We start from the raw sequence: 22,676 nt of genomic DNA on the forward strand, positions 1-22,676 counted from the left end.
TCCGGGCGGCTCATCGTCTCAATCACGCATGACTGGTCAAGGCCGCCTCAGCGAACCCACCACCAGCCGGCAATGATACGTGCGTTTATCATGGGGCAAGTGTTAGCCGCAGATGGGGACTTGCGCAAGGGCCTCCTGCCGAGGCCCGAAGAAAAGGGGGCGGCGATAAGACGCCGCCCCCAACCCGTGACAAACCCCACCTCGCCCGCCGCCGTCATCCTCGGCCTTGTGCCGAAGGTCCACCAACGCATTGAAAACAGAGGCGTTGCGGATGCCCGGGACAAGCCCGGGCATGACGGATGAGAGGTTTGCACACCGTTTCGGCAGTCTGAGGGGCGGCTACGAGTGCCCCTCCTCATCCATGCTCAGAACGTCTTGGTAAGGGAGATCCTGAAGCTGCGCCCCGGCTCGGAATAGTAGGCAAGGGGCTGGTTGGAGTTGCCGATTGCAGGGGTATCAGTCGACACAGTACGCGATGCGACGCCGTTCCAGTACTGCTTGTCGAAGATATTGTAGACGCCGGCCTGGATCCGGAGACCTTCGGTTCCCTCCGGCTCCCACCATGCCGTCAGATTGGCGACACCATAGCCCGGCGCATTGAAATCACTTGCAACAGAGGACTTGCGCATGGCGTTGGCGAAGATACCGGTCAGATCGACGCCCCAATCATCCTGACTGTAACCGATCCCCGTAACGGCCTTGAATGGCACGACAGTGCGCACAGCCTCGTCGGTGTCCGTATCCTTGGCGCTCGTGTAGCTGAGCGAGCCGTTGATGTGGAATCCATTGTCAAATGCGTGGGATGCACTGACTTCCAACCCCGCGACTCGAACGCGGTCGCGATTATAATATTCGTAGACCGTATTCGTCGAGGGTCCATACTTCTGCACATCGATGAAGTTCCGGTACCGATTGTAGAAGCCGACCACCCGCATCGTGGTATCGCCAGCGTCGTAATTGCCACCAAGTTCAAATCCCGTCCCCGTTTCCGACTTCAGATCGGGATTGCCGATCATAAAATAATTGGCGCCGGTAAATGGGGACCCCTTGAAGCGCAGATACAATTCGTTGACGTTCGGCGCCCGGTAGGCCATCGAGGCTTGGGCAAAAAGCTCCAGGTCCGGGGACACATCATACCCGACCAACAGCTTCGGCGAGAGACGCAAGCCGCTCTTCGAATCCGGCATGCCGACATAGCCGGCGTTCTCAACCGAGAACGAGTCCGTTTCCTGCGGGCTATAGTGGAACCAATCGAAGGCAAGCCCCGGCGTCACGGACCAGGCGGAATCGTCATAACGCATTTTATCGTCCACGGTGACGGCGAACCTTGTGCCATTCACGTCCGGCATGTCCGCTTGATTGACGTGGAGCGAACCGCAAGTAGTCCCTGAAAATGTCCCTCTGACGCAGCCGTCATCACCCGCCGTGTAGGACTCCGCCCAGAAATAGGAGAAGTTACCGCGGATCGTCAGGTCATGACTGACATTACCTGTTTCGAACGCCTTATTGAACGTGCTGGCAATGCCGACAGACTGCTCTTCAAGCTGTGTCGAGCGGTACCAATCACCTATTGGAGCAACAAGACGTATACCCTCGTTGCCTACATCTCGTTTTACATTCTGCCAGTAAATCGAAGACCGGATCGAATCGAAGAAGCCGCCGGGTTCTGTCAGCTGGTAATCCAGCGAGACCCGGTCACGCTTGCTTTCCTCAAAGCCGAAGAAATCCCTAAAGCCTCGGGCGGAGTTTGTTCCGTTGCGTAGGGTCAGGAGTTCGGTATCGACATCACGATTATAGTGCTCGGCCGTCAAGCCGATCTTGTGCCCTCCTTCAAGCTCGTGGCGAAGCTTGAAGAGCAGGTTGGTTTCCGAAAGGTCAGCCGGATTGGCCTCGTCACGCTTGAAGCCGATACCGCCGACCGTGCCGGTGCCACGCGTCTCATGCCCGCGCAGATAGGATCCCTGGAACAGCACGCTGGTATCGTCGAAACGCTTCGCCACCGCGAGGCTGCCGCCAAGCCCCTTGTTGGCGCTATCATAGGTGGCCTTGCCGATGCCGCCCCAATCGCGTCCTTCCTTGATCAGGTCTTCAGGCTCCAGCGTGCGCAGAACGACAGCGCCGCCAAGGGCACCGGATCCCGCGCGGCTCGAGTCTGCCCCCTTGACGATATCCAGGGTGGAAACGGAGTTGAAGGAGAAGGCGGTCGTGCCGCCATCGGCATTGGTCGTCGATGATGCCGGCGACCCCGCACGGGCGAAATTGCTCATATGAGGCTGCGGGATATCGTCGATCAGCGTCGTCACCCGGTTGGGTTCCATACCTCGGATGACAAAGCCCCTGTCAGCCGGCGAATACTGAACGCTCGGGTCCAGGCGCGAGATATCCGAGGGGGAATTTATTTCCTGGCGGCGTAGCTGCTCCGCGCTCGTCTGCACGGCGAGAGGAGTATCCTCAACGCTGCCCGCCCGCCGGACAACCCGTTTCCCCTTCACCACAACCGGCTGAAGGTTCGTGGTGGCAGCAGCGCCGTTTGCGGCATCCTGTGCGGAAGCGCCGGTGGAGAGCGAGAGCACGGCCAGCGCCGTGCAAGCCTGAAGTGCGGAGCGGTAACGCCGGGCCTGCATGTCTATCCTCTTGGGTCAGCGCGCACGACAGCGGCCAGACGCAGGGGATGCGCCGGCTCTCAGCCATGCGGAAATATGGCGAAAACATGATCGGGCCTGAAGCCCGCCTCATCGCTATGAAACATGATTAAACTTGTCAACATAAAAAAGATGACTTTATCAATCCACTATCGATGAAGAGCGGCGCTGTCACATAAATGACGATTTTCAAAAGGGTGGATTGCCCGCCCCGCTCAAGCCACGCTCGGTGCCTGCCGCCGGAATCGCGAATTTTCAGCGTTGCGGGTATTTTCCCAATCCGTAAGCATATGCTAATGGCTTGACGGAAACACAGGCAGCAAGGCAATTCCATGGTTTCCCGCATGGTGGACAGGTTCCGCGAGCTGCAGCAGCGGCTGGCGGAAGTGATCGAGCATTACGAAACGCCTGAATTCAGGGCGCTGGATGGCAACATGGCTGCCGCCTTCCAGGCGATCTGCCGGCATGTGCCGCGCAACGCGAACGAGGCGCGCACCATGGCGGCCTTCTTTCTCGACCTCATCGAAAGCAACGATGCGGGTGACAACATCCATATCATCCGGCACGTGCGGGCGATCGTCGTCGATTGTATCGAGGGGGATCGGCCGGCCATGGAAATCACGCACGGCGCCGGTATCTAGCACGCCGGCAACGACGCCTCAGCCGCACCTCCTGCAACCAAATCGCCCGTCCGACGTTTCCCCGCCGACATATCAGCCGGGAGACGCCCCATCGCCACGATCCGCCGCCTGCCCCTTCTCGCCGCCGTCCTGCTCCTCACCGGAGCCGCCGAATTGCCGAAGGACGGCCCCCTGCCCGCGGCCCGGCCCGAGCGCAAGGTCGTGGAACCTGTTGAAAACAAGGCAGCACAACGCCCGCAGGAAGACACGGAAGAACAGGCATCCTGCCGGGCGGCTCTCGGGAAGGCCGGCGCGGTCTTCGTAGAGGCGCCGACCGTCGAGGACGGACAGACCTGCGGCATGGAACACCCGGTAACGCTCAAGGCCCTGGCCGGCGGCATCGAGGTCGAGCCGGACGCGACCGTGCGGTGCGAGACGGCGTTGCAGCTTGCCCGTTGGGTGGACGGCTCGGTCAAGCCGGCCATCGCGGCGGCCATGCCACAAGACGCGATCACCGGCCTCACCCAGGCCTCTGCCTATGTCTGCCGCAATCGCAACGGCGCGCCGGAGGGCAAGATTTCCGAGCACGCCTTCGGCAACGCCATCGATATCGCCGGGTTCACGCTGAAAAGCGGAAAGACGCTCGTCATTCGCCCCGCCGACAGGGACGCCACGCTGGAGGGCGCCTTCCAGCGCGCCATCACCGAAGCCGCCTGCCTCTACTTCACGACGGTGCTCGACCCCGGCAGCGACGCCGCCCACCAGAACCACCTGCATCTCGACGTGAAGGCGCGCCGCGGCGGATATCGCTATTGCTGGTGACGCCACGCGATATTTTCGGCCGCATCTCAAAAGGCCTGGCGGCGACACCTATCTCTAGCCCGGCCGTCGCGGCCAATCGCCATTCCCATCCAGAGGCCCTGCCATGTCGATCACGCCCTACGAACTCTCCATCCCTGCCTTCCAGCGCGGCTTTGCCGTGCTGTCCAAGCTGCTCGACAAGGCCGAGGCCTTTGCGGAGGAGAAGAAAATCAAGCCAGAGGTTCTGGTGAATGCGCGCCTTGCACCCGACATGCTTTCGCTTGCCGGCCAGGTGCAGCGCATGAGCGACACCGCCAAGGGCGCCGCCGCCCGCCTCACCGGCACGGAGGCGCCGAGCTTTGCGGACGACGAGACGACCCTCGCCGATCTCAGGGCGCGCATCGGAAAGACGACGGCCTATCTCGCCTCCGTGCCGGAAGCGGCTTTCGCAGGCGCGGAGGCGCGCACCGTGGTGCTGAAGACGCGCGGCGGGGAAATGAGTTCCCCGGGCAAGGATTATCTTCTCACCTTCGTGCTGCCGAACTTCTATTTCCACCTCACGGCCGCCTATGCGATCCTGCGCCATAACGGCGTTTCCGTGGGCAAGCTCGATTATCTCGGCCGGACCTGACGCGAAGAACGGGGCCCGAAGGCCCCGTATGTTTCAGAACAGGCCTTCGATCTGGCCGTCCTCGTTGAGGAAGATCCTTTCCGAGGACGGCACCTTCGGCAGGCCGGGCATGGTCATGATCTCGCCGGTGATGACCACGACGAAACCGGCGCCGGCCGAAAGGCGCACCTCGCGCACCGGCACCGTATGGCCAGATGGCGCGCCGCGCAGGTTCGGGTCGGTCGAGAAGGAATACTGCGTTTTGGCCATGCAGACCGGCAGGTTGCCGTAGCCCTGGTCCTCCCATATGCGAAGCTGGTCGCGCACCGACTTGTCGGCGATGACCTCGCCGGCGTGGTAGATATCCTTGGCGATCGTCTCGATCTTCTGGAACAGCGGCATCTCGTCGGGATAGAGGGGCGAGAATTGCGACAGGCCGGATTCGGCAAGGTCGACGACCTTGCGGGCCAGCGCCTCGATGCCCGCCGAGCCTTCCGCCCAATGCCGGCAGACGATGGCCTCGGCCCCGAGCGTGGCGACGAAATCCTTCACCGCCCTGATCTCAGCCTCCGTATCGGAGGTGAAGTGGTTGATGGCGACGACAACCGGCACGCCGAATTTCTTGACGTTCTGCACATGCCGGCCGAGATTGGCGCAACCCTTCTTCACCGCCTCGACATTCTCCCGGCCGAGATCGTCCTTCTTGACGCCGCCGTTCATCTTCATGGCGCGCACGGTCGCCACGATCACGGCCGCGTCGGGCTTCAGCCCCGCCTTGCGGCACTTGATGTCGAAGAACTTTTCCGCCCCGAGGTCTGCGCCGAAGCCGGCTTCCGTCACCACATAATCGGCAAGCTTCAGCGCCGTCGTGGTGGCGACGACGGAATTGCAGCCATGCGCGATGTTGGCGAAGGGGCCGCCATGCACGAAGGCCGGATTGTTCTCCAGCGTCTGCACGAGGTTCGGCTGCATGGCGTCCTTCAGCAGCACCGTCATCGCTCCGTCCGCCTTGATGTCGCGGGCGAAGACCGGCGACTTGTCGCGGCGATAGCCGATGATGACGCTACCGAGGCGCTTTTCGAGGTCTTTCAGGTCCGTTGCAAGACAGAGGATCGCCATGACCTCCGAGGCGACGGTGATGTCGAAGCCGGTCTCGCGCGGATAGCCGTTGGCCACGCCTCCGAGCGAGCCAACGATGTGGCGCAGCGCCCGGTCGTTCATGTCCATCACGCGCCGCCAGGCGATGCGGCGGATATCGATGTTCTGTTCGTTGCCCCAGTAGATGTGATTGTCTATGAGCGCGGCGAGAAGATTGTGCGCCGAGGTGATGGCATGGAAGTCGCCGGTGAAGTGGAGGTTCATGTCCTCCATCGGCACGACCTGCGCATAGCCGCCGCCGGCCGCCCCACCCTTGACGCCGAAGCAGGGTCCGAGCGAGGCCTCGCGGATGCAGGTTATCGCCTTCTTGCCGATACGGTTCAGCCCGTCGCCGAGGCCCACCGTCGTGGTCGTCTTGCCCTCGCCGGCCGGCGTCGGGTTGATCGCGGTGACAAGGATCAGCTTGCCGTTCGGCCTGCCCTTCTGCGCGGCGATGAACTCGGCGCTGATCTTCGCCTTGTCATGGCCGTAGGGCAGCAGGTGCTCGGGCGGAATTCCCAGCTTCCCGCCGATTTCCAGGATCGGCTTCTTGCGGGCCGCGCGGGCGATCTCGATATCGGACTTCACGTCTGCCATGCGATGTTCCCTCCCCAAAACAACGAATAGCGAACAGGCTCCTCCGCCTATCCGCTATTCATCCCGTTCCCCTGTGCAATCACCGCGCCAGCACGTCGCGTATCTCCACGAAGTTCGAGCGCACGCGCAGCATGTAGAAGCCGATCGTCGCCAGATGCGTCGGCATGATCCAGCCGTCTTCCCGGCCGTTCGAGATGATGCTCGGCTGGATGCGCAGCGCGGAGCGAAGCTGGCTGATCGTCGAAGTCCACAACGGCTCGATGCCGCGCGCCCGGATGACGGCCTCGAAATCCGCACCCGCCGCCGAAAGAATGCCATACTGGGCGTAGAGCTGGCCGTAGGCAAACCAGAAACGGTCGTCCGCACGGGTATCGAACCAGCCGTTGTTGTAGAATTCCGAGCGCTCGCGCAGGATCGCCGTGGTGGCGCCGAGGTCGTTCGCCAGACGGTCGAGCAGCTCGATCAGGTTGTCCGAGCGGCCGTCGAAGATCGCGTCGCAGGCCTCCAGCGAGGCGTTGAACTTGCGCAGGTCCGCCATCGCCGTGCGGTAATAGTTCGGTGTCGGCGTCTTGGGCAGCAGCGAATCCGAACCGAAATACCAGGTCTCCTCGTCGAACTGGAGATTGCCCCGCGCCCGCTGAAGATCGGCATTAATGCCCGACGTGCCGCGCACGCGACCGAGCGAATCCACAAGCTCGACGGCCGTGCGGCGCACCACCTGGTTCACGCCGCGCTGGAAGGAGGCCTTGTTGTCGAACCACGGCGTCTTGTCCCAGTCCAGCCCGAAAAGCCCGAGCTTGTAGAGCAGCATCGAGGAAATCCAGGCATTCTGGTTGACGTTGAAATCGATAAGGTCGGCCGTCACATCCACGATGGCCGAGCGCACGCAGGTCCGCGGCTCCGGCTCGACGGCCTCGCCCGCCGCCGGCGTCGTCGCGTTGCCGGCCGTGGCGGTGCCCGCGTCCTGCCGGCGCTGGCCGAGATTGTAGCTGTTCACATAGTCGGGATCGAAGCCGCTCCAGACCTGCGTCTGCCAGACGAAATAGCCGTAGAACCCAACGAGCAGGAGCAGCACGATGCCGATCGGCCCCTTGATGATCCAGCCGCGGGCGCGATACCAGTTCGCCACCGTGATGAAGGGCCACAGGATCCAGGCGATCACCATGCCGATACCCCGGCCGATGGCCGCGAAGATGCGCTGGAAGAACGCGACGATCGGGTCAAGCATTGGCGTCATCCTCTCTGATGCCGAAGAGTTTCCTGCGGAAAGCAGCCTTGTCCTGCAGATAGGTCCGCGTCAATGTCGCCACAACGTAGGCGCGGAATTTTTCGCTGTAATGCTCATAGGCTGCGTAGAAGCCCTGCTTGTCGAAGACGAAGCGGGACACGAAGTCGTAGGGAACCATTTGCGAAATCAGACGGTTGACCAGCCACTGGTCCGGATGGTCGGGCGCGGCGCGCACAACGAGGAAGCGCCGATCCGGCGCGACCTCGTCGATCTTGATCTCGCCGGTCGCCGCCACCGTGCGGGCGGCTTCCATGAGGAAGGGATAGGTGCCGTCTTCCGCGACCAGCGCGACATTGTGGTGCATCCAGGTTTGCAGCCAGATGCGGTCGGCCTTTTCGAGATCGGCGGTCGGATCGGCGCGGTTGACGAGGCCGGCCACCGTCATGTCCGCCCGATGCTGGAAGAGACCGGACGGCTCCACCCAGGAGGCGCGCGGCAGCTCCAGCCGCTTCGTCGCCGCCAGGAACTCGAAGATGCGCTTGTGGTCGTCGAGCGCGATATAGCTCACCTGCCAGGGCCGCGAGCGACGGAAGCCCGGCACGCTCGGGTCGCAGATCACCGTCGTCGTCTTGTCGTCGAGGAAGACGTAAACGCCGCCGAAATGGTTCGCCCAATAGGCTTCGTGGCGGAAGACGAGCTGGTCCGGCACGAGCGCGTTCAGACGGATGTCACCGGTCTGCTTCGCCAATTCCACCATGCGGTTCAGCATGGCATCGTCCGACCAGGCGTTCGGCACCGTCTTCAACCGGTCCACCAGCCCGCGCAGCTCCGCCGCCTTGCCGAGCATGTCCTCCGCCGACAGTACCTTGAAGCGCACCTCGTTGATGGAGAGCAGGTCGTCGATATCGTTGACGACCGAGACCGAGTCCTCGATCTCGCCATAGAGCGCGTCGCGGATAGTGATCGCGTTGATCGCCCGGGCATTGGCCGAGAAGAACTCGTGCATCAGCGCCGCGGTGTTGGAAAAGCTCGTATGCACCACCGGCAGATTCTCCTGCTCGGGCGTCATGACAATGAAGCGCCGGTTGACGCGGTTGGGGTCGAGATAGTCCCGGTCGCCCAGTTCGTCGGCGATCTCGGGCGAAAAGCCCGTCATGTCGATACGGAAGCTCGACAGCGCCGTGCGCCGCATCCCGAATCCATCCAGCGCCTTGTTGTAGCGCTCAACCAGATGCGGCTCGTCGACGGGCAGGAGCCGGCCATAGATCAATTCGGCTTCGAGGAGGCGTTTCATCAATTCTCCGTTGCGGGCAAGAATATCAGATCGGTTTCCACCACACACTCAGCCAGCCGGCCTTCGCATACTGCCAAAATAGTCTCCAGAACGGCCTCCCGTTTCGCAACCACGTCCACACTCCAGAAACGAGCGATGGACCAGCCATTCATGCGCATGAATTCATTTCGCTTCCGGTCGTATTCACTACCTGCATGCTGGCTTCCGTCAACCTCGACGACCAGCATTTCCTCTCGGCATGCGAAGTCTGCGAAATAAGGCCCGATGGCGAGTTGCCTTACGAACTTGAAGCCATTCAAGCGCCGCCCGCGCAGATCCGACCAGAGCCATGTTTCCGCATCATTATCGACTTGACGCAGTTGCCTTGCTCTTTCGGTCTTCTTGCCGTTTGCGCCCCGCATAGCCCCTCACCCTAACCCTCTCCCCGCAAGCGGGGAGAGGGGACGCGCCCAACGCGACGGAGATGATTGAGGAAACCGGCGCGACTTGTCTCCTTCTCCCCGCTTGCGGGGAGAAGGTGGCCGGCAGGCGGGATGAGGGGCCATCATCCTCACCACCGTCCTTCCGCCTTCATCGTCTCGATCTCCCGGATCGCCTTCTTCCGCTGGCGTTCGCGGCGGATGATGTCGGAAACGGCGGCGTCGTCGGATTTGTCGGTGTAGCGGAACTCCGAGTCGGCGTAGCGGTTGATCTCCTGCAAAACCATCTCCATCGAGATCGGCCCGCGCAGCTCTTCGATCATCGCCTTCTTCTCATCGTAGCCCTTGTGCATGAAGGCGTCCGCCGTCGCGAACCAGTCGTCCGGCAGGTCGACGTCCATGGCGCGCATCTTGATGGCGTCGGTGATGTTCTTGATGGCGCGGCCCGTGAAGCGCGGCTCGGCGAGCTTGATGCGATGGAGATAGGCGCCCACATCGGCAAGCGACCTGATAGCGCCCTGTTCCTTCTCATGCACCTCCCAGACGGCGAGAAGGCCGTCCTCCTGGGGCCTGGCATGCTGCTCGTAGGAGGTGGAGACGGCGCGCTTGATCTCCTGCCCTTCGAAAAGCGTGTGCTCGCCGAGCGGGATCGAATGGTTCTTGCCGACGAGCATGGCGAAGATGTCGATATAATCGTCCTCGGTCTGCGGCCCGTCTACCAGCCAGCGGGCGCCGGCACGCTGGCGTAGCGCGTCGTCGACATTTTCCGGATAGTTGGAGAACATGCCGAAGGTGCAATTGCCGCGCACCACCGTCGAGGCGCCGGCGAAGCTCTCCATCAGCACGGCTGTCACCTCATGCTGGCCGGCCGAGGCGCGGTCGTCGGAACGCTTGGCTGCGACCTGGTCCACATCGTCGATGGTGCCGAAGCCGATCGCCTTCGGATTGATGACGTTGTTGACGAATTCCTTGCAGTTCTGGCCGGACTTGCCCTGATAGGAGGAGATCTGGTCGACGCCGAAATTCTCGTAGTGGAAGGCGTAGCCGGCGATCTGGCAGTAGTCGTTGACGAGGCCCGCGAGCATCTGGATGAGGATCGTCTTGCCGGTGCCCGGCATGCCGTCGCCGATGAAGGTGAAGAGGAAGCCACCGAGTTCGACGAACGGGTTCATCTGCCGCTCGAAATCGTAGGCGACAAGCATCTTGGCGAGCTTCATCGCCTGGTATTTGGCGATGTGGTTGCCGATGATCTCGTTCGGCTTCTTGAAGGTCATGACCAGCGGCTTGCGCTTCTGGCCCGGCGCGACGTCGAAGCCGGACAGCGTGAAATCGTCCTGCTCGATACGGATATGCGCGTTCTCGAAGCCGGCAAGACCGGTGAAACGCGCGCGGCGGCCGATCAGCCCCTCGATGGCGACACGCGAGAAGGCGCGGGCGCGGCTGATGAGCGCCGCATCGTCCGGCGCACCGGCAAGCGTACGGTCGAGGCCGGCGACCATGCTCTTGAGCGCATCCTGCGGCGTGTCGAAAAGATAATCCGGCTCCCCGCCATCCTCCACCGGCTCGCCCTCGCCCGGCAGCGTCGCGCCGAGATAGGCGGCGAAGGTGAAGGCGGCGATGTAGGCGGAGGCGGAAAGCAGGGCCTTGAACTGGTTCGCCTCGTCGCCAGTCAAAGGCGCGGCGAGGTTGCGCGATTGCAGGCCTTCGAGATTCGTCTGGCGGGAGAAGGCATCCGTCACGGCGAGCGCCACCTGAAGGCCGCGGCGCGCGCGATAGAGCACGGCATGCTGCTGCGGTGAGAGCAGCGGATCGGCGGCGCGCACGGACTGGATGGTCTTCGCCAGCTCCACCTCGCGGGTGCGGCGACTGCCGGCGGTCGAGACCGTCGAGACGAAGCGCCGGCCGGTGCCGGCAAGCGCGGCGCCGCTCTTGCCGTCATCGCTTTCGAGGATGACGAGCTTGGAAACGAGGCTCTGCGCGACCGCCTGGTGCCTGGCGATATCGTCCTCGTGGATCGTCGTCAGTCCGGCGTTGAGGCTCATCTCATCCCTCGCTGATTACCTGGTTTCCTGAAATCACATGCACCTTGTAGGCGCCGAAAATGCCCTGCGTCTCGCCCGCGGCATAGAGCGCCTGATAGGCGTCGTGCGGCACGAGCGCATGCTTCTCGTAGGCGCTGACGCCCATGCGGGCGGCCTCGAGGTCGTCGGTCTCGATATGGAATTCCTCCTGCGCCGGGGTGGAACTCCAGAACCCCTTCTGCGCCGGACGTTCGGCCTTGGAGAAGATCTCCTGCACCGTCCAGGTCAGGAGCCAGGCATTCTCCGGCTTGCGCACCTTGGAGAGGATATCGTTGACCCGCGCATTGTTCTCCGTGATGCCCGCCGAATAGAACGGGCCGAGCACGAAGCGGCGAAGCTGCTTGGGGTGCAGCGTCGGAAAATCCCTGTCGAGATTGGTGGCGATGGTGGCCGGCGTCAGCGAATAGGCGCTGTTCTTCAGCGCAAAATCGTCGAAACGGCTGGCAAGCTCGGGGTTGAGGAGTCCACCGACAGGCAAGGGGATATCCACATCGGGATTGAGCTTGCCGTCACCGCTCACCAGCATCTTGACGACGTTTTCCGACGAATCCTCGATGGTCGCCATATAGACCATCGGCAGCGTCGCCGTGCCGTCGAACGCGCCCCAGCAGACGACATAATAGGGCCGCATCGTCTTCGGGTTCACCGCGACGCGGATCGTTTCCGGCAGCACGAAGGGCGAGAAGATGTCGCCCTTGCCGATCTGTTCGAGATAGAGCCTTTCGGCCATGCGGGTCTGCAGGTCGGTCGGGAACGCCTTCTGCCGCAGGATGAAATCCGCCATCTCAGTGCGTAGCTGGTCAGCGTTGGGGATCGCGGCGAGGCGCTTTTCGGCGCTCTGGCGGTCGTTCTCCAGCTCCAGCACGTTCTGGAAGACGGGAAAGCCGCTCTCGGCGCGCGACACGCGGAACTGCTGCACGAAGCCGATGCGGTTCTCCCAGCAGGCGAAGGAAGCCTTCAGCCGCGCGAGATAGGGCATAACGACCTCGCCCACCACGCTGTTGCGGTAGAGCGGCGAGTTGCGATCACCGAGGAAGATTTCGAGGCCACTCATGGCCGCCCGGATGGTCGAAAAATATTGTGCGACGGCGCTGTCGGCGGAGATGGTCATGGCAACCTTCCGCAAGAGGCGTGCAGCAGCCCTTCATCCGGCCTGCCGGCCACCTTCTCCTTGGCTGCGGGGCGAAGGAGGTATGCCGGGCCGGTTTCCCCAATCCTCAACGTTGCATGAGGCACATCCCCTCTCCCCGCTTGCGGGGAGAGGGTTAGGGCGAAGGGCAATCGGATGCCTGCAACCATCACGATTTCACGTAGTTGGCCGTATTGTGCTTGTCCATCACCGACTGGAAGCGGCGGGCGAAGGCATCGTCCGCAAGCTTCTTGCGGCGCTGGATATCCTGCGTCGCCAGCATGTTCTTCTCGTGCATCTCCAGAAGGTCGCCGATATGGCGCTGGGCGGCCGAGCCGATGCCGGCCATGGTTTCTTCCGCAGCGGTGTCGACCTGCGAGCCGAGCGTGTTGATCTTGTGCGCGACGTCCTGCTGGGCGGCCGTCTTCAGCGAGTCTTCCAGCGCCTTGTAGAGCACGATGCGCTGCTCGGTATCGATGGTCAGCTTGTTGATCAGCGTGTTCTGCGCGGCGATCTGGTTGTTAAGCGAATCCACGAAGGTCTGGAACATGGAGGTGTAGCGCTCCAGCGTCTGGCTCTCGGCCAGAAGCTCCTGCTCCTTCGCCTGCATCTGGTTGTACTCGGTCGCCAGCGCCGAGCGCTCGCCCTCGAGATCCGTGCGGGTCTTCTGCTCGGTCGAGGCCGCGATGCGGTTCTCGAGGTCCATGAGGAGCGGGTTCAGTTCCTCGATGCGGTTCTGCGTCGCCTCCAGGTTCGCCATGGTGCCCTTGCGGCGCTCGATCACCTGCACGAGGCTCGTTTCGGAGGTCTTGTAGCGCTGGTCGAGGATCGACTTCTGCTCCTTGAGGATGCCGACGATCGTGTCGGACTTGGAGAGCAGTTCCTGCAGGTTGCCGGCCAGCGACATGTTGCGCACGCGGTCGGTGCGCATGCGCTGCATCTTCTGCTTGGAGAAGATGCCGATGAACTTCTCGTAGCCCGTATAGCTCTTCATGCTCTCGAATTCGGTGCCGAAGACGTTCGTGGCGTCTTCGAGACCGATGATGAGGTCGGCGATATTGCCTTCCATCACCTTCTGCTGGGCGATGACGTCCTGGATGCGGGCATTCTCGATGTCGAAATTGACGTCGCCGAGCTTGGTGTCGGCTTTCGCGAACTGTTCCAGCACAACGCCGGACTGCTCCAGCTTGCCGCGCATCTCGTTGACGACGCTGCGGGTCTTGTCGATTTCAGCATCGAAGTTCTGAAGTGTGGCCATATGCCTTTTCCCCTTGAGCTCTCCACGGCGAACGTCTGCGCCGCCCGATTTATTCTTTCGCGGCGACACTATACGATTTCAGGCAGATAGGAACCTGCCAGCGGGTTTTCCCGCAGAACATGTGGGACAGCGCCGGCGCGCCGCAAGACGGGCGGGGAATTATTTCTCATGCCTACTGCGCGGCGGGATTCTTCAGATAGGCGATGAGGTTGGCGATATCCTCGCTCTTTTTCAGGCCGGCGAAAGTCATGGCCGTGCCCGGAACCATGGCGCGCGGCGACAGGAGATATTCAGCCAGCAGCGCCTCGCTCCAGCGCTTGCCGCCCTCCGCGAACCCGGTCATTGCCGCCGAATAGCTGTAATCGGCAACGGACGCCACCGGCCGGTCGACAATGCCCGAAAGCGTCGGCCCGACCCGGTTAACCGGTTCCGTCGTGTGGCAGGTCGCGCATTTCCGGAAAACCGTCCTGCCCGCCGCCGCATCGCCGCCGGCAAAAGCGGGAGAGGCAAGACAGAGGACGGCAGCCGCCAGCACAGCAGGATATTTCATCGCAAGCCTCTCCGCAGCCGCCTCACTTGGCGTTCATGATGTCGTCCCAATGGCGGCGGCAATAGGAAACGTACTTGTCATTGCCGCCGATTTCCACCTGCGCGCCATCCTTCGCCACCTTGCCGTCCGCGCCAAGGCGCACGACCATGGTCGCCTTGCGGCCGCAATGACAGATGGTGCGCACCTCGCGAAGCTCATCTGCAAGGGCGAGCAGCGCCTTCGATCCCGGAAAGAGCTTGCCCTGGAAATCCGTGCGCAACCCGTAGGCCATGACGGGAATGTGCAGCCGGTCGGCCACGCGGGCAAGCTGCCAGACCTGCTCCTCGGAAAGGAACTGCGCCTCGTCGATGAAGACGCAGGCGATCTCGCCTTCCCCGTCACCGTTCAGTTGCTCGATATGGCGATAGAGGTCATCCGAACGATCGAAGGCGATGGCGTCCGAGGAAAGACCGATGCGCGAGGAGATGCGGCCCTGCCCGGCGCGGTCGTCAAAGGAGGCGATGAAGATCGTCGTGCGCATGCCGCGTTCCCGGTAGTTGTAGGACGCCTGCAGGAGCAGCGTCGACTTGCCCGCGTTCATCGTCGCGTAACTGAAATAGAGCTTGGCCATGGTTTGTCTCCGTTGCCGCGTCATGGCCCGGGAACCGGCGATTTTCCAGCCGAAAGGGCTGAAAACCACAGAAAACAGCGCGGCCCGTCCTTTGCGACATCCATGTGCACAATTGCGAACCGGCGTGAAATTAATTGGACGGCCCGGGGGCTTCCGGCTACGCCAAAGTGCTTGAAAGCATATCGTTTTGATGATTGGCTAAACCATCAATCATAAGGGGAGCAATAAATGAAGACCGCATCACCATTCAAGACCCTGCTTGCCGCGGCCGTTTCCGTCCTCGCGCTCGGCGTCGCCCACGTTTCGGCGGCCGAAGCGGAAAGCTGTGGCAAGGTTCGCTTCTCGGATGTCGGCTGGACGGACGTCACCTCCACCACCGCGACCGCGAGCGTCATCCTCAAGAGCCTCGGCTACGAGACGGAAGTCACCGTCCTTTCGGTGCCCGTTACCTTCACCTCGCTCAGCAACAAGGATATCGACGTCTTCCTCGGCAACTGGATGCCGACCCAGGAAGCCGATATCAAGCCGTTCCGCGACAACGGCACGGTCGAGACCGTGCGCGAGAACCTCGAGGGCGCGAAGTACACGCTCGCCACCAACGCCAAGGGCGCGGAACTCGGCATCAAGGACTTCGCCGACATCGCCAAGCAGAAGGAAGCGCTCGGCTCCAAGATCTACGGCATCGAGCCGGGCAATGACGGCAACCGCCTGATCATCGACATGGTCTCGGCCAACAAGTTCGACCTGACCGGTTTCGAAGTCGTCGAATCCTCCGAGCAGGGCATGCTGGCCGAGGTCGCCCGCGCCGAGCAGGAAGGCGCGCCGGTCGTCTTCCTCGGCTGGGAACCCCACCCGATGAACGCCAACTTCAAGCTGACCTACCTCACCGGCGGCGACGACATCTTCGGCCCCAACTTCGGCGGCGCGACGGTCTACACCAATGTGCGCAAGGGCTATGTCGCCGAGTGCCCGAACGTGGGCAAGTTCCTGCAGAACCTCAAGTTCTCGCTGGAAATGGAAAACCAGATCATGGGCAAGATCCTGAACGACGGGCAGGATCCGGAAACGGCCGCAACCGAATGGCTGAAGGCCAACCCGGCCGCCATCGAGCCGTGGCTCGCCGGCGTGACCACCAAGGACGGCAGCGGCGAGGCCCTGGCAGCCGCAAAAACGGCACTCGGTCTCTAACAGACCAGAATAGGGCGGGGAGGAAACTTTCCCGCCCTACTTGTCTGCGGATATTGCTATTCCAGCAGAGGTATCTGCCCGGGCCTGCGGGACCGGACTTTCGGGAATGCATCGCGCATCGTCAAACTCCAGCCAGGGACTTCCACCGTGGATTGGCTCACCGTCTCCAAAATTCCGATCGGACCGATCGCCAAGGAAGCCGTCAGCTGGCTGACGACCAACGGCAAGGGACTGTTCGATTTCCTCAAGGTCTTCCTGCAGGCGGGCATCGACGCCGTGCTCTTCCTGCTGCAAGGTCCCTTCGCCAGCGCCGGCGGCAAGCTTGGCTATGCCATGGCGCTCATCCTGCTCGTCACGGGCGCGAGCTGGTATTTCCGCCGCTCGGTTGGCGTCGCGCTCTTCACCCTCCTCGGCCTGCTGCTCATCGTGAACCAGGGCTACTGGAAGGAAACGACGGAGACGCTGGCGCTCGTGCTCGCGGCGACCGGCGTCAGCATGGTCGTCGGCGTGCCGCTCGGCATCGCCGCTGCGCGCCGGCCGTGGTTCTATTCGATCCTGCGGCCGATCCTCGACCTGATGCAGACGATCCCGACCTTCGTCTACCTCATCCCGGCGCTGATCCTCTTCGGCCTCGGCATGGTGCCGGGCCTGATCGCCACGGTCATCTTCGCCATTCCCGCGCCGATCCGCCTCACGCGCCTCGGCATCATCTCGACGCCGCCCTCGCTGGTCGAGGCCGCGCAGGCCTTCGGCGCGACGCCCGGCCAGGTGCTGCGCAAGGTGGAGCTGCCCTTCGCCATGCCGCAGATCATGGCGGGCCTGACGCAGACCATCATGCTCTCGCTGTCGATGGTGGTCATCGCCGCGCTCGTCGGCGCCAAGGGCCTCGGCGTTCCCGTGGTGCGCGCGCTGAACACCGTGAACATCTCCATGGGCTTCGAGGCAGGCCTCTGTATCGTGATCCTCGCGATCATCCTCGACCGCCTCTTCCGCTCCTCCGACGAGGGAGACGCCTAATGACCGACGCCGTCGTCTTCAACAACGTCTCCATCATCTTCGGCGACAACCCGCAGAAGGCCCTCTCGATGGTCGACGCGGGCAAGAGCCGCGACGAGATCGGCGCCGAAACCGGCCTCGTGCTCGGCGTGGCCGACGCCACGCTCTCCATCACCGAGGGCGAAATCCTCGTGCTGATGGGCCTTTCCGGCTCTGGCAAGTCCACGCTGCTGCGCGCCGTCAACGGGCTTGCCCCGGTGGTGCGCGGCGAGGTGCAGGTGAAGGCCGGCAGCGGCGGCGTGAACCCCTACGGGTCGACACCCAAGGCCCTGCGCGACTTCCGCATGCACACCGTCTCCATGGTGTTCCAGCAGTTCGCCCTCCTGCCCTGGCGCACCGTCGCCGACAATGTCGGCTTCGGCCTGGAGCTGGCCGGCGTGCCGGACAGCGAGCGCAAGGCGCGCGTTGCCGAACAGCTTGAACTGGTCAACCTCACCAAATGGGCCAACCGCAAGGTGAACGAGCTGTCGGGCGGCATGCAGCAGCGCGTCGGCCTTGCCCGCGCCTTTGCGACCGGCGCGCCGATCCTCCTCATGGACGAGCCGTTCTCGGCCCTCGACCCGCTGATCCGCACGCGCCTGCAGGACGAGCTTCTGGAGTTCCAGCGCCGGCTGAAGAAGACCATCATCTTCGTCAGCCACGACCTCGACGAGGCCTTCCGGATCGGCAACCGCATCGCCATCATGGAGGGCGGACGCATCATCCAGTGCGGCACGCCGCAGGAGATCGTCAAGAACCCGGCAAACCAGTATGTCGCGGACTTCGTGCAGAACATGAACCCGATCAACATGCTGACGGCCGGCGACGTGATGCAGCACGGCCCGTCCGGCGACGGCGGCGTGACGGCGACGGCAACGCCCGCGACCCCGCTCGTCGACATCCTCGACGCCATGTCCCGCACGCCCGGCAATGTCGGTGTCGTCGACAACGGCACCGTCGTCGGGACGATCAACGCCCAGGATATCGTGAACGGATTGACGCGGCACCGCCGCCGCGGCTGACAGACGGCCCCGTTCGGATTAGATAGGGCGGCGCACCTCTTCCGGTGCGCCGCCCTTTTGCATTCGATATGGAGCCGATCATGACCGAGAAGGACAAGCCGAGCATTCTGCGCGAAACGGACGACGAGGCCCGCCGCCTCGCCCGAACCCTGTTGCGCTCGGCGCGAAGCTGCGCCCTCGCCGTCCTGGAGCCCGAGACCGGTTTTCCGATGGCCACCCGAACGCTGACCGGCACCGACACCGACGGCACGCCCGTCATCCTCGTCTCCGCCCTCTCCTTCCACACCCAGGCGCTGAGGGCCGATCCGCGCGCCTCGCTGCTGGCGGGCGAGCCGGGCAAGGGCGATCCCCTCGCCCATCCGCGCCTCACCGTCCTCTGCCGGGCCGAGGAAGTGCCGCGCGAGAGCGAGGCACGCACGGCCCTGCGCGAGCGCTTCATCCGCCGCCATCCCAAGGCGAAGCTCTATGTCGACTTCCCGGACTTCACCTTCTTCCGCCTCGTGCCGGAGCGCGCGAACCTCAACGGCGGCTTCGGCAAGGCCTTCATCCTTACGCCGGACGATCTCCTGATCCGTTCGCCCGCGCGCGCCGCGCTCGCCGAGATGGAGACCGGCGCGGTGGAGCACATGAACAGCGACCACGCCGAGGCCGCCACCATCTACGCCCGCCACTACTGTGGCGCGAAGGACGGCGACTGGAGCATCGTCGGCCTCGATGCGGGGGGCATCGATCTTGGAAGCGGCGACAAACTCAAGCGTCTGGAATTCTCACGCGAACTTGATCAGGCCGGGGAACTTCGCGGCGAGCTGGCGCGTTTGCTCCAGGAAGCGCGCGCGGCGGGCTGAACGCCTGCATTTTCGTCTTTCCGCCGTGCGCGAGCAGGAAATCGGGCTGTCGTCAAGCGCGCGCCTACCCCGATTTCTTGCTCTTGATGAGGGTGCTTTTGTTTATATGCTAACAAGCGGATTGATAGAAAATCGTGTGATTTGAAGCGGAAACGCCCAAAGGAGTTTCAGATGGAAAAGATTTCAGACGCAGAACACGCACAGGCCGAGGTTGCATCCGATTTCCTTTCGGCCATGGCGAACCCGAAGCGCCTGCTGATCCTGCGCGTGCTGGTGGGCGGAGAGATCGCCGTCGGAGCCCTGGCCAACCAGGTCGGCCTCAGCCAGTCGGCTCTGTCGCAGCACCTTTCCAAGCTGCGCGCGCAGAATCTCGTGACCACCCGTCGCGACGCCCAGACCATCTATTACTCCAGCAAGTCCGACGCCGTGATGACCGTGCTCGAAGCCCTCGACCGCATCTACAAGGCAGGCGGCGCGGCAGCGGAAAAGAAGCTGCGCATCGCCTGAAATCGGACAAATCACCCGTTTCCATGCGCCCCGGATGAGAATCCGGGGCGTTTTGCGTTGAAAGCCGCTCCCGATGCGCCTTGACGGCCCCCGGGGCCTTGATAGTTTGACCATCGGGTAAAAATCGCCGGGATAGTCCCCCGCATCCAAGAGACCCCGGCATTCCAAGGATCATGGAGAACCGCATGTCCAACCGCCTCAACACCCCCAACGACCTGCGCGCCTTCTGGATGCCGTTCACGGCGAACCGGCAGTTCAAGAAGGAGCCGCGCCTTTTCGTCGGCGCGAAGGACATGCACTACACCACCCATGACGGGCGGCAGGTGCTGGACGGCACGGCGGGCCTGTGGTGCGTCAATGCCGGCCATTGCCGCCCGAAGATCACCGAGGCGATCCGCGAGCAGGCTGGCGAACTGGACTACGCCCCCGCCTTTCAGCTCGGTCATCCCAAGGCCTTCGAGCTGGCTAACCGCCTCGTCGACATCGCCCCCGAGGGCATGGACCATGTGCTCTATACCAATTCCGGCTCCGAATCGGTCGAGACGGCGCTCAAGGTCGCGCTCGCCTATCACCGCGCCAGGGGCGACGGCTCCCGCTTCCGCCTGGTCGGCCGCGAGCGCGGCTACCACGGCGTCAATTTCGGCGGTATCTCCGTCGGCGGCATCGTCTCCAACCGCAAGATGTTCGGCACGTTGCTGACGGGCGTCGACCACATGCCGCATACCCATTTCCCGGACAAGAACGCCTTCTCGCGCGGCGAACCGGAACATGGCGGCGACATCGCCAGCGAATTGCAGCGCATCATCACCCTGCATGACGCCTCGACCATCGCCGCCGTCATCGTCGAGCCGGTCGCCGGCTCCACGGGCGTGCTCATTCCGCCGAAGGGCTACCTGCAGAAGCTGCGCGAGATCTGCACGCAGCACGGCATCCTCCTGATCTTCGACGAGGTGATCACCGGTTTCGGCCGCCTCGGCGCCCCCTTCGCCGCCCAGTATTTCGACGTGAAGCCGGATATCATCACCACCGCCAAGGGCCTGACCAACGGCGTGATCCCGATGGGTGCGGTCTTCGTGACCTCCGAGATCCACGACGCCTTCATGAACGGCCCGGAGCACATGATCGAGTTCTTCCACGGCTATACCTATTCCGGCAACCCGATCGCCTGCGCCGCCGCCCTCGGCACGCTCGACACCTACCGCGAAGAGGGCCTCCTGACCCGCGCCGCGGATCTCGCCTCCTACTGGGAGGACGGCCTGCATTCGCTGAGGGACTGCCCGAATGTCATCGACATCCGCAATGTCGGCCTGATCGGCGCCGTCGAGCTTGCCTCGATCCCCGGCGAGCCGACCAAGCGCGCCTTCAACGCCTTCCTGAAGGCCTACGAGAAGGGCCTGCTCATCCGCACGACGGGCGACATCATCGCACTCTCCCCGCCGCTCATCATCGAGAAACACCATATCGACGAACTGTTCGGCAAGCTTAGAGAGGTCCTGCAGAACAATATCTGACCCGGCCCGCCCGGCAGACGGAAACGGCGGCCTCGGCCGCCGTTTTCATATACGCCGAAAAGGCACCCGGTTCAGGGGACCAGGCGCTTCTCGTAACGCCATGCCTCGAGATCGAAAGGACCGGCAATGGTGCTAAGGCGATGGACGGCCGTGGCGGCAAGATGCCAGCCGCACTTTTCATAGAAGCGCGCCGCACGATGGTTGCCGATCGCGCAGATCAGCCAGGCCGTCTCCACGCCATGCGCCGCAAGCCGCGCCTCCGCATCCGCCACGAGTGCGGCCGCGATACCCGCGCCGCGCCCTTCCGGCGCAACGAAGAGCTGGTCCAGCTCGTCATGTCTGATGGCGCAGAAGCCGAGCGGCGCGCCGCGATCGCCGACGACGCGGACCTCCGGCAACATGTCGCCCAGCCGCTCCTCGAAACTTTCCAGCGTGCGCAGCCGGGCAAGCTCCGCCGGTAGGACCGCGGCATGCGCATCCGCCAGCCCGCGTGCCAGAGCCGCGCAAGCGCCCCGATCTCGGACGCCTCGGCTTTTCTTATGATGGGTGCCGGCTGCATCGCTTTCTCCATGAAAGAGCCTTTGGCACCCCACCGAGGCTCTTGCAAGTGCGGGCCGTTTGGGGGCTATTGTGCCGCACGGAAACCTGAGGCCTGCACCATGCCGACCATCACCCGCATCGCCAACGAATTCCTCGCAGTCGAGATTTCCTCGCTCGGCGCCGAAATGCAATCGGCCACCACACGGGATGGCGCCGGCTGGCTGTGGAACGGGGATGCGGCCTTCTGGACGGGCCGCTCGCCGGTGCTGTTCCCCATCGTCGGCAAGGCGCCCGACGACACGCTGTTGATCGACGGCGCGCCTTACCCCATGGCACAGCACGGCTTTGCCCGGCGGCGGGAATTCACGCTGGACGACGCGGCGGCGACCGCCTGCCGCTACGTGCTGGAAGCCTCCGACGAAACGCGCGCGGCCTATCCGTTCGATTTCAGGCTCGCCGTCGCGCACAGCCTCGACGGGCCGGCCCTCACCGTCGCCGCCGAAGTGGAAAACCGCGGCGAGACGCCGATGCCCTTCGGCTGTGGCTTCCACCCCGCCTTCCGCTGGCCGCTGCCGGGCGCGCAGGGCAAGCCGCATGCCGTCATCCTCGACAATGCGGGCGAGCCGGAGCGCCAGCCCCTCGAAAAGGGCCTGCTGTCGCAAGACAGGACCACCTCCCCCTTCCAGGCCGGCCGGCTGACCCTTGCGCAGGATCTCTTCGAAGACGACGCCCTCGTCTTCCCCGAGGGTGCGGGCAATGGCCTCACCTATGCCGCCGAGGGCGGCCCGAGCCTTACCTTCCATTTCGAGAACCTGCCGAACCTGGCGCTCTGGACGAAGCCCGGCGCGCCTTTCCTCTGCGTGGAGCCGTGGCATGGCACGGCGGCACTTTACGAAGGCCCGCACGAACTGAAGGACAGGCCCTACACGACCCTGCTTGGCCCCGGCGAGCATACGCGCTTCGCCTTCACGGTGATCTTCCCGACCTGAAGATTCGCCTTTCCGGCTCTTTCCTCCCGCCACGGCATGCTAGTGTTCTCCGACAAGGATTCG

General features: G+C 63.4%; 21 protein-coding genes. 10 read left to right on the forward strand and 11 right to left on the reverse strand.

The genetic code is table 11. The annotated features are described in order from the left end of the window. Positions 1–365 precede the first annotated feature (365 nt). On the reverse strand, positions 366–2,624 hold the full coding sequence (locus MOE34_RS12905; RefSeq protein WP_242217468.1) for a TonB-dependent hemoglobin/transferrin/lactoferrin family receptor: 2,259 nt from the start codon (positions 2,622–2,624) through the stop codon (positions 366–368). Positions 2,625–2,974: 350 nt separating this feature from the next. On the opposite strand from MOE34_RS12905, the gene MOE34_RS12910 reads away from it, so the two are divergent. From MOE34_RS12910 to MOE34_RS12920, 3 genes are all read left to right on the forward strand, one after another. After that, a complete protein-coding gene (locus tag MOE34_RS12910; protein ID WP_242217470.1) occupies positions 2,975–3,283 on the forward strand; it encodes a hypothetical protein in 309 nt (102 codons plus the stop codon). A gap of 99 nt (positions 3,284–3,382) precedes the next feature. Further along, on the forward strand, positions 3,383–4,084 hold the full coding sequence (locus MOE34_RS12915; protein WP_431522441.1) for an extensin family protein: 702 nt from the start codon (positions 3,383–3,385) through the stop codon (positions 4,082–4,084). Between the two features lie 103 nt (positions 4,085–4,187). Continuing rightward, entirely contained in the window at positions 4,188–4,694 is a 507-nt protein-coding gene (locus MOE34_RS12920) for a DUF1993 domain-containing protein (protein WP_242217474.1), read from the forward strand. A gap of 33 nt (positions 4,695–4,727) precedes the next feature. Here the strand turns inward: MOE34_RS12920 and MOE34_RS12925 are convergent, their stop codons facing one another. The 9 genes from MOE34_RS12925 to MOE34_RS12965 all read right to left on the reverse strand — a co-directional run bounded on the left by MOE34_RS12925 (position 4,728) and on the right by MOE34_RS12965 (position 14,976). Next, a complete protein-coding gene (locus MOE34_RS12925; protein WP_242217476.1) occupies positions 4,728–6,407 on the reverse strand; it encodes a formate--tetrahydrofolate ligase in 1,680 nt (559 codons plus the stop codon). Positions 6,408–6,486: 79 nt separating this feature from the next. Then, positions 6,487–7,635, reverse strand: a complete 1,149-nt coding sequence (locus MOE34_RS12930; RefSeq protein ID WP_242217477.1) for a DUF2333 family protein — start codon at positions 7,633–7,635, stop codon at positions 6,487–6,489. After that, complete coding sequence (locus MOE34_RS12935) at positions 7,628–8,929, reverse strand: DUF6638 family protein (protein ID WP_242217478.1); 1,302 nt, start codon at positions 8,927–8,929, stop codon at positions 7,628–7,630. The genes MOE34_RS12930 and MOE34_RS12935 overlap by 8 nt, the downstream gene beginning before the upstream one ends. Next, entirely contained in the window at positions 8,929–9,330 is a 402-nt protein-coding gene (locus MOE34_RS12940; protein WP_242217480.1) for an endonuclease domain-containing protein, read from the reverse strand. The genes MOE34_RS12935 and MOE34_RS12940 overlap by 1 nt, the downstream gene beginning before the upstream one ends. A 149-nt stretch (positions 9,331–9,479) precedes the next feature. Beyond that, positions 9,480–11,390 carry an AAA family ATPase gene (locus MOE34_RS12945; protein WP_242217482.1) on the reverse strand — a complete coding sequence of 637 codons (1,911 nt, stop codon included), beginning with the start codon at positions 11,388–11,390 and terminating at the stop codon, positions 9,480–9,482. Between the two features lies 1 nt (position 11,391). Next, positions 11,392–12,540, reverse strand: a complete 1,149-nt coding sequence (locus tag MOE34_RS12950; RefSeq protein WP_242217484.1) for a hypothetical protein — start codon at positions 12,538–12,540, stop codon at positions 11,392–11,394. A 187-nt stretch (positions 12,541–12,727) separates the two neighbouring features. After that, on the reverse strand, positions 12,728–13,816 hold the full coding sequence (locus MOE34_RS12955; protein WP_242217487.1) for a hypothetical protein: 1,089 nt from the start codon (positions 13,814–13,816) through the stop codon (positions 12,728–12,730). Between the two features lie 172 nt (positions 13,817–13,988). After that, positions 13,989–14,366, reverse strand: coding sequence for a c-type cytochrome (locus MOE34_RS12960; RefSeq protein ID WP_242217489.1), 378 nt, complete (start codon positions 14,364–14,366; stop codon positions 13,989–13,991). Positions 14,367–14,388: 22 nt separating this feature from the next. Then, complete coding sequence (locus tag MOE34_RS12965) at positions 14,389–14,976, reverse strand: thymidine kinase (RefSeq protein ID WP_242217491.1); 588 nt, start codon at positions 14,974–14,976, stop codon at positions 14,389–14,391. Positions 14,977–15,204: 228 nt separating this feature from the next. Between MOE34_RS12965 and MOE34_RS12970 the strand changes: the two genes are divergently transcribed. The 6 genes from MOE34_RS12970 (at position 15,205) to MOE34_RS12995 (ending at position 21,084) form a co-directional block, all read left to right on the forward strand. Then, positions 15,205–16,164 (forward strand): choline ABC transporter substrate-binding protein, encoded by a 960-nt coding sequence (locus MOE34_RS12970; RefSeq protein ID WP_242217493.1) that lies wholly within the window; start codon positions 15,205–15,207, stop codon positions 16,162–16,164. Between the two features lie 147 nt (positions 16,165–16,311). Further along, complete coding sequence (gene choW, locus MOE34_RS12975) at positions 16,312–17,181, forward strand: choline ABC transporter permease subunit (protein WP_242217495.1); 870 nt, start codon at positions 16,312–16,314, stop codon at positions 17,179–17,181. Next, entirely contained in the window at positions 17,181–18,221 is a 1,041-nt protein-coding gene (gene choV / locus MOE34_RS12980; RefSeq protein ID WP_242217496.1) for a choline ABC transporter ATP-binding protein, read from the forward strand. Before choW ends, choV begins: the two co-directional genes overlap by 1 nt. Before the next feature lie 80 nt (positions 18,222–18,301). Next, entirely contained in the window at positions 18,302–19,066 is a 765-nt protein-coding gene (locus MOE34_RS12985) for a HugZ family protein (RefSeq protein ID WP_242217498.1), read from the forward strand. 171 nt (positions 19,067–19,237) lie between these two features. Then, complete coding sequence (locus tag MOE34_RS12990) at positions 19,238–19,573, forward strand: ArsR/SmtB family transcription factor (RefSeq protein WP_242217500.1); 336 nt, start codon at positions 19,238–19,240, stop codon at positions 19,571–19,573. Positions 19,574–19,758: 185 nt separating this feature from the next. Further along, on the forward strand, positions 19,759–21,084 hold the full coding sequence (locus MOE34_RS12995) for an aspartate aminotransferase family protein (protein ID WP_242217502.1): 1,326 nt from the start codon (positions 19,759–19,761) through the stop codon (positions 21,082–21,084). A gap of 71 nt (positions 21,085–21,155) precedes the next feature. Here MOE34_RS12995 and MOE34_RS13000 read toward each other — a convergent pair whose 3' ends face one another. Further along, positions 21,156–21,485, reverse strand: coding sequence for a GNAT family N-acetyltransferase (locus MOE34_RS13000; RefSeq protein WP_347342738.1), 330 nt, complete (start codon positions 21,483–21,485; stop codon positions 21,156–21,158). Between the two features lie 258 nt (positions 21,486–21,743). Between MOE34_RS13000 and MOE34_RS13005 the strand changes: the two genes are divergently transcribed. Beyond that, the gene (locus MOE34_RS13005) at positions 21,744–22,613 is read left to right on the forward strand and encodes an aldose 1-epimerase family protein (RefSeq protein WP_242217504.1); all 870 of its coding nucleotides are present in this window, start codon (positions 21,744–21,746) and stop codon (positions 22,611–22,613) included. Positions 22,614–22,676 lie beyond the last annotated feature (63 nt).

Origin of the sequence: Shinella zoogloeoides, from assembly GCF_022682305.1 — a bacterium.
Classification (GTDB): Bacteria; Pseudomonadota; Alphaproteobacteria; order Rhizobiales; family Rhizobiaceae; genus Shinella; species Shinella zoogloeoides_B.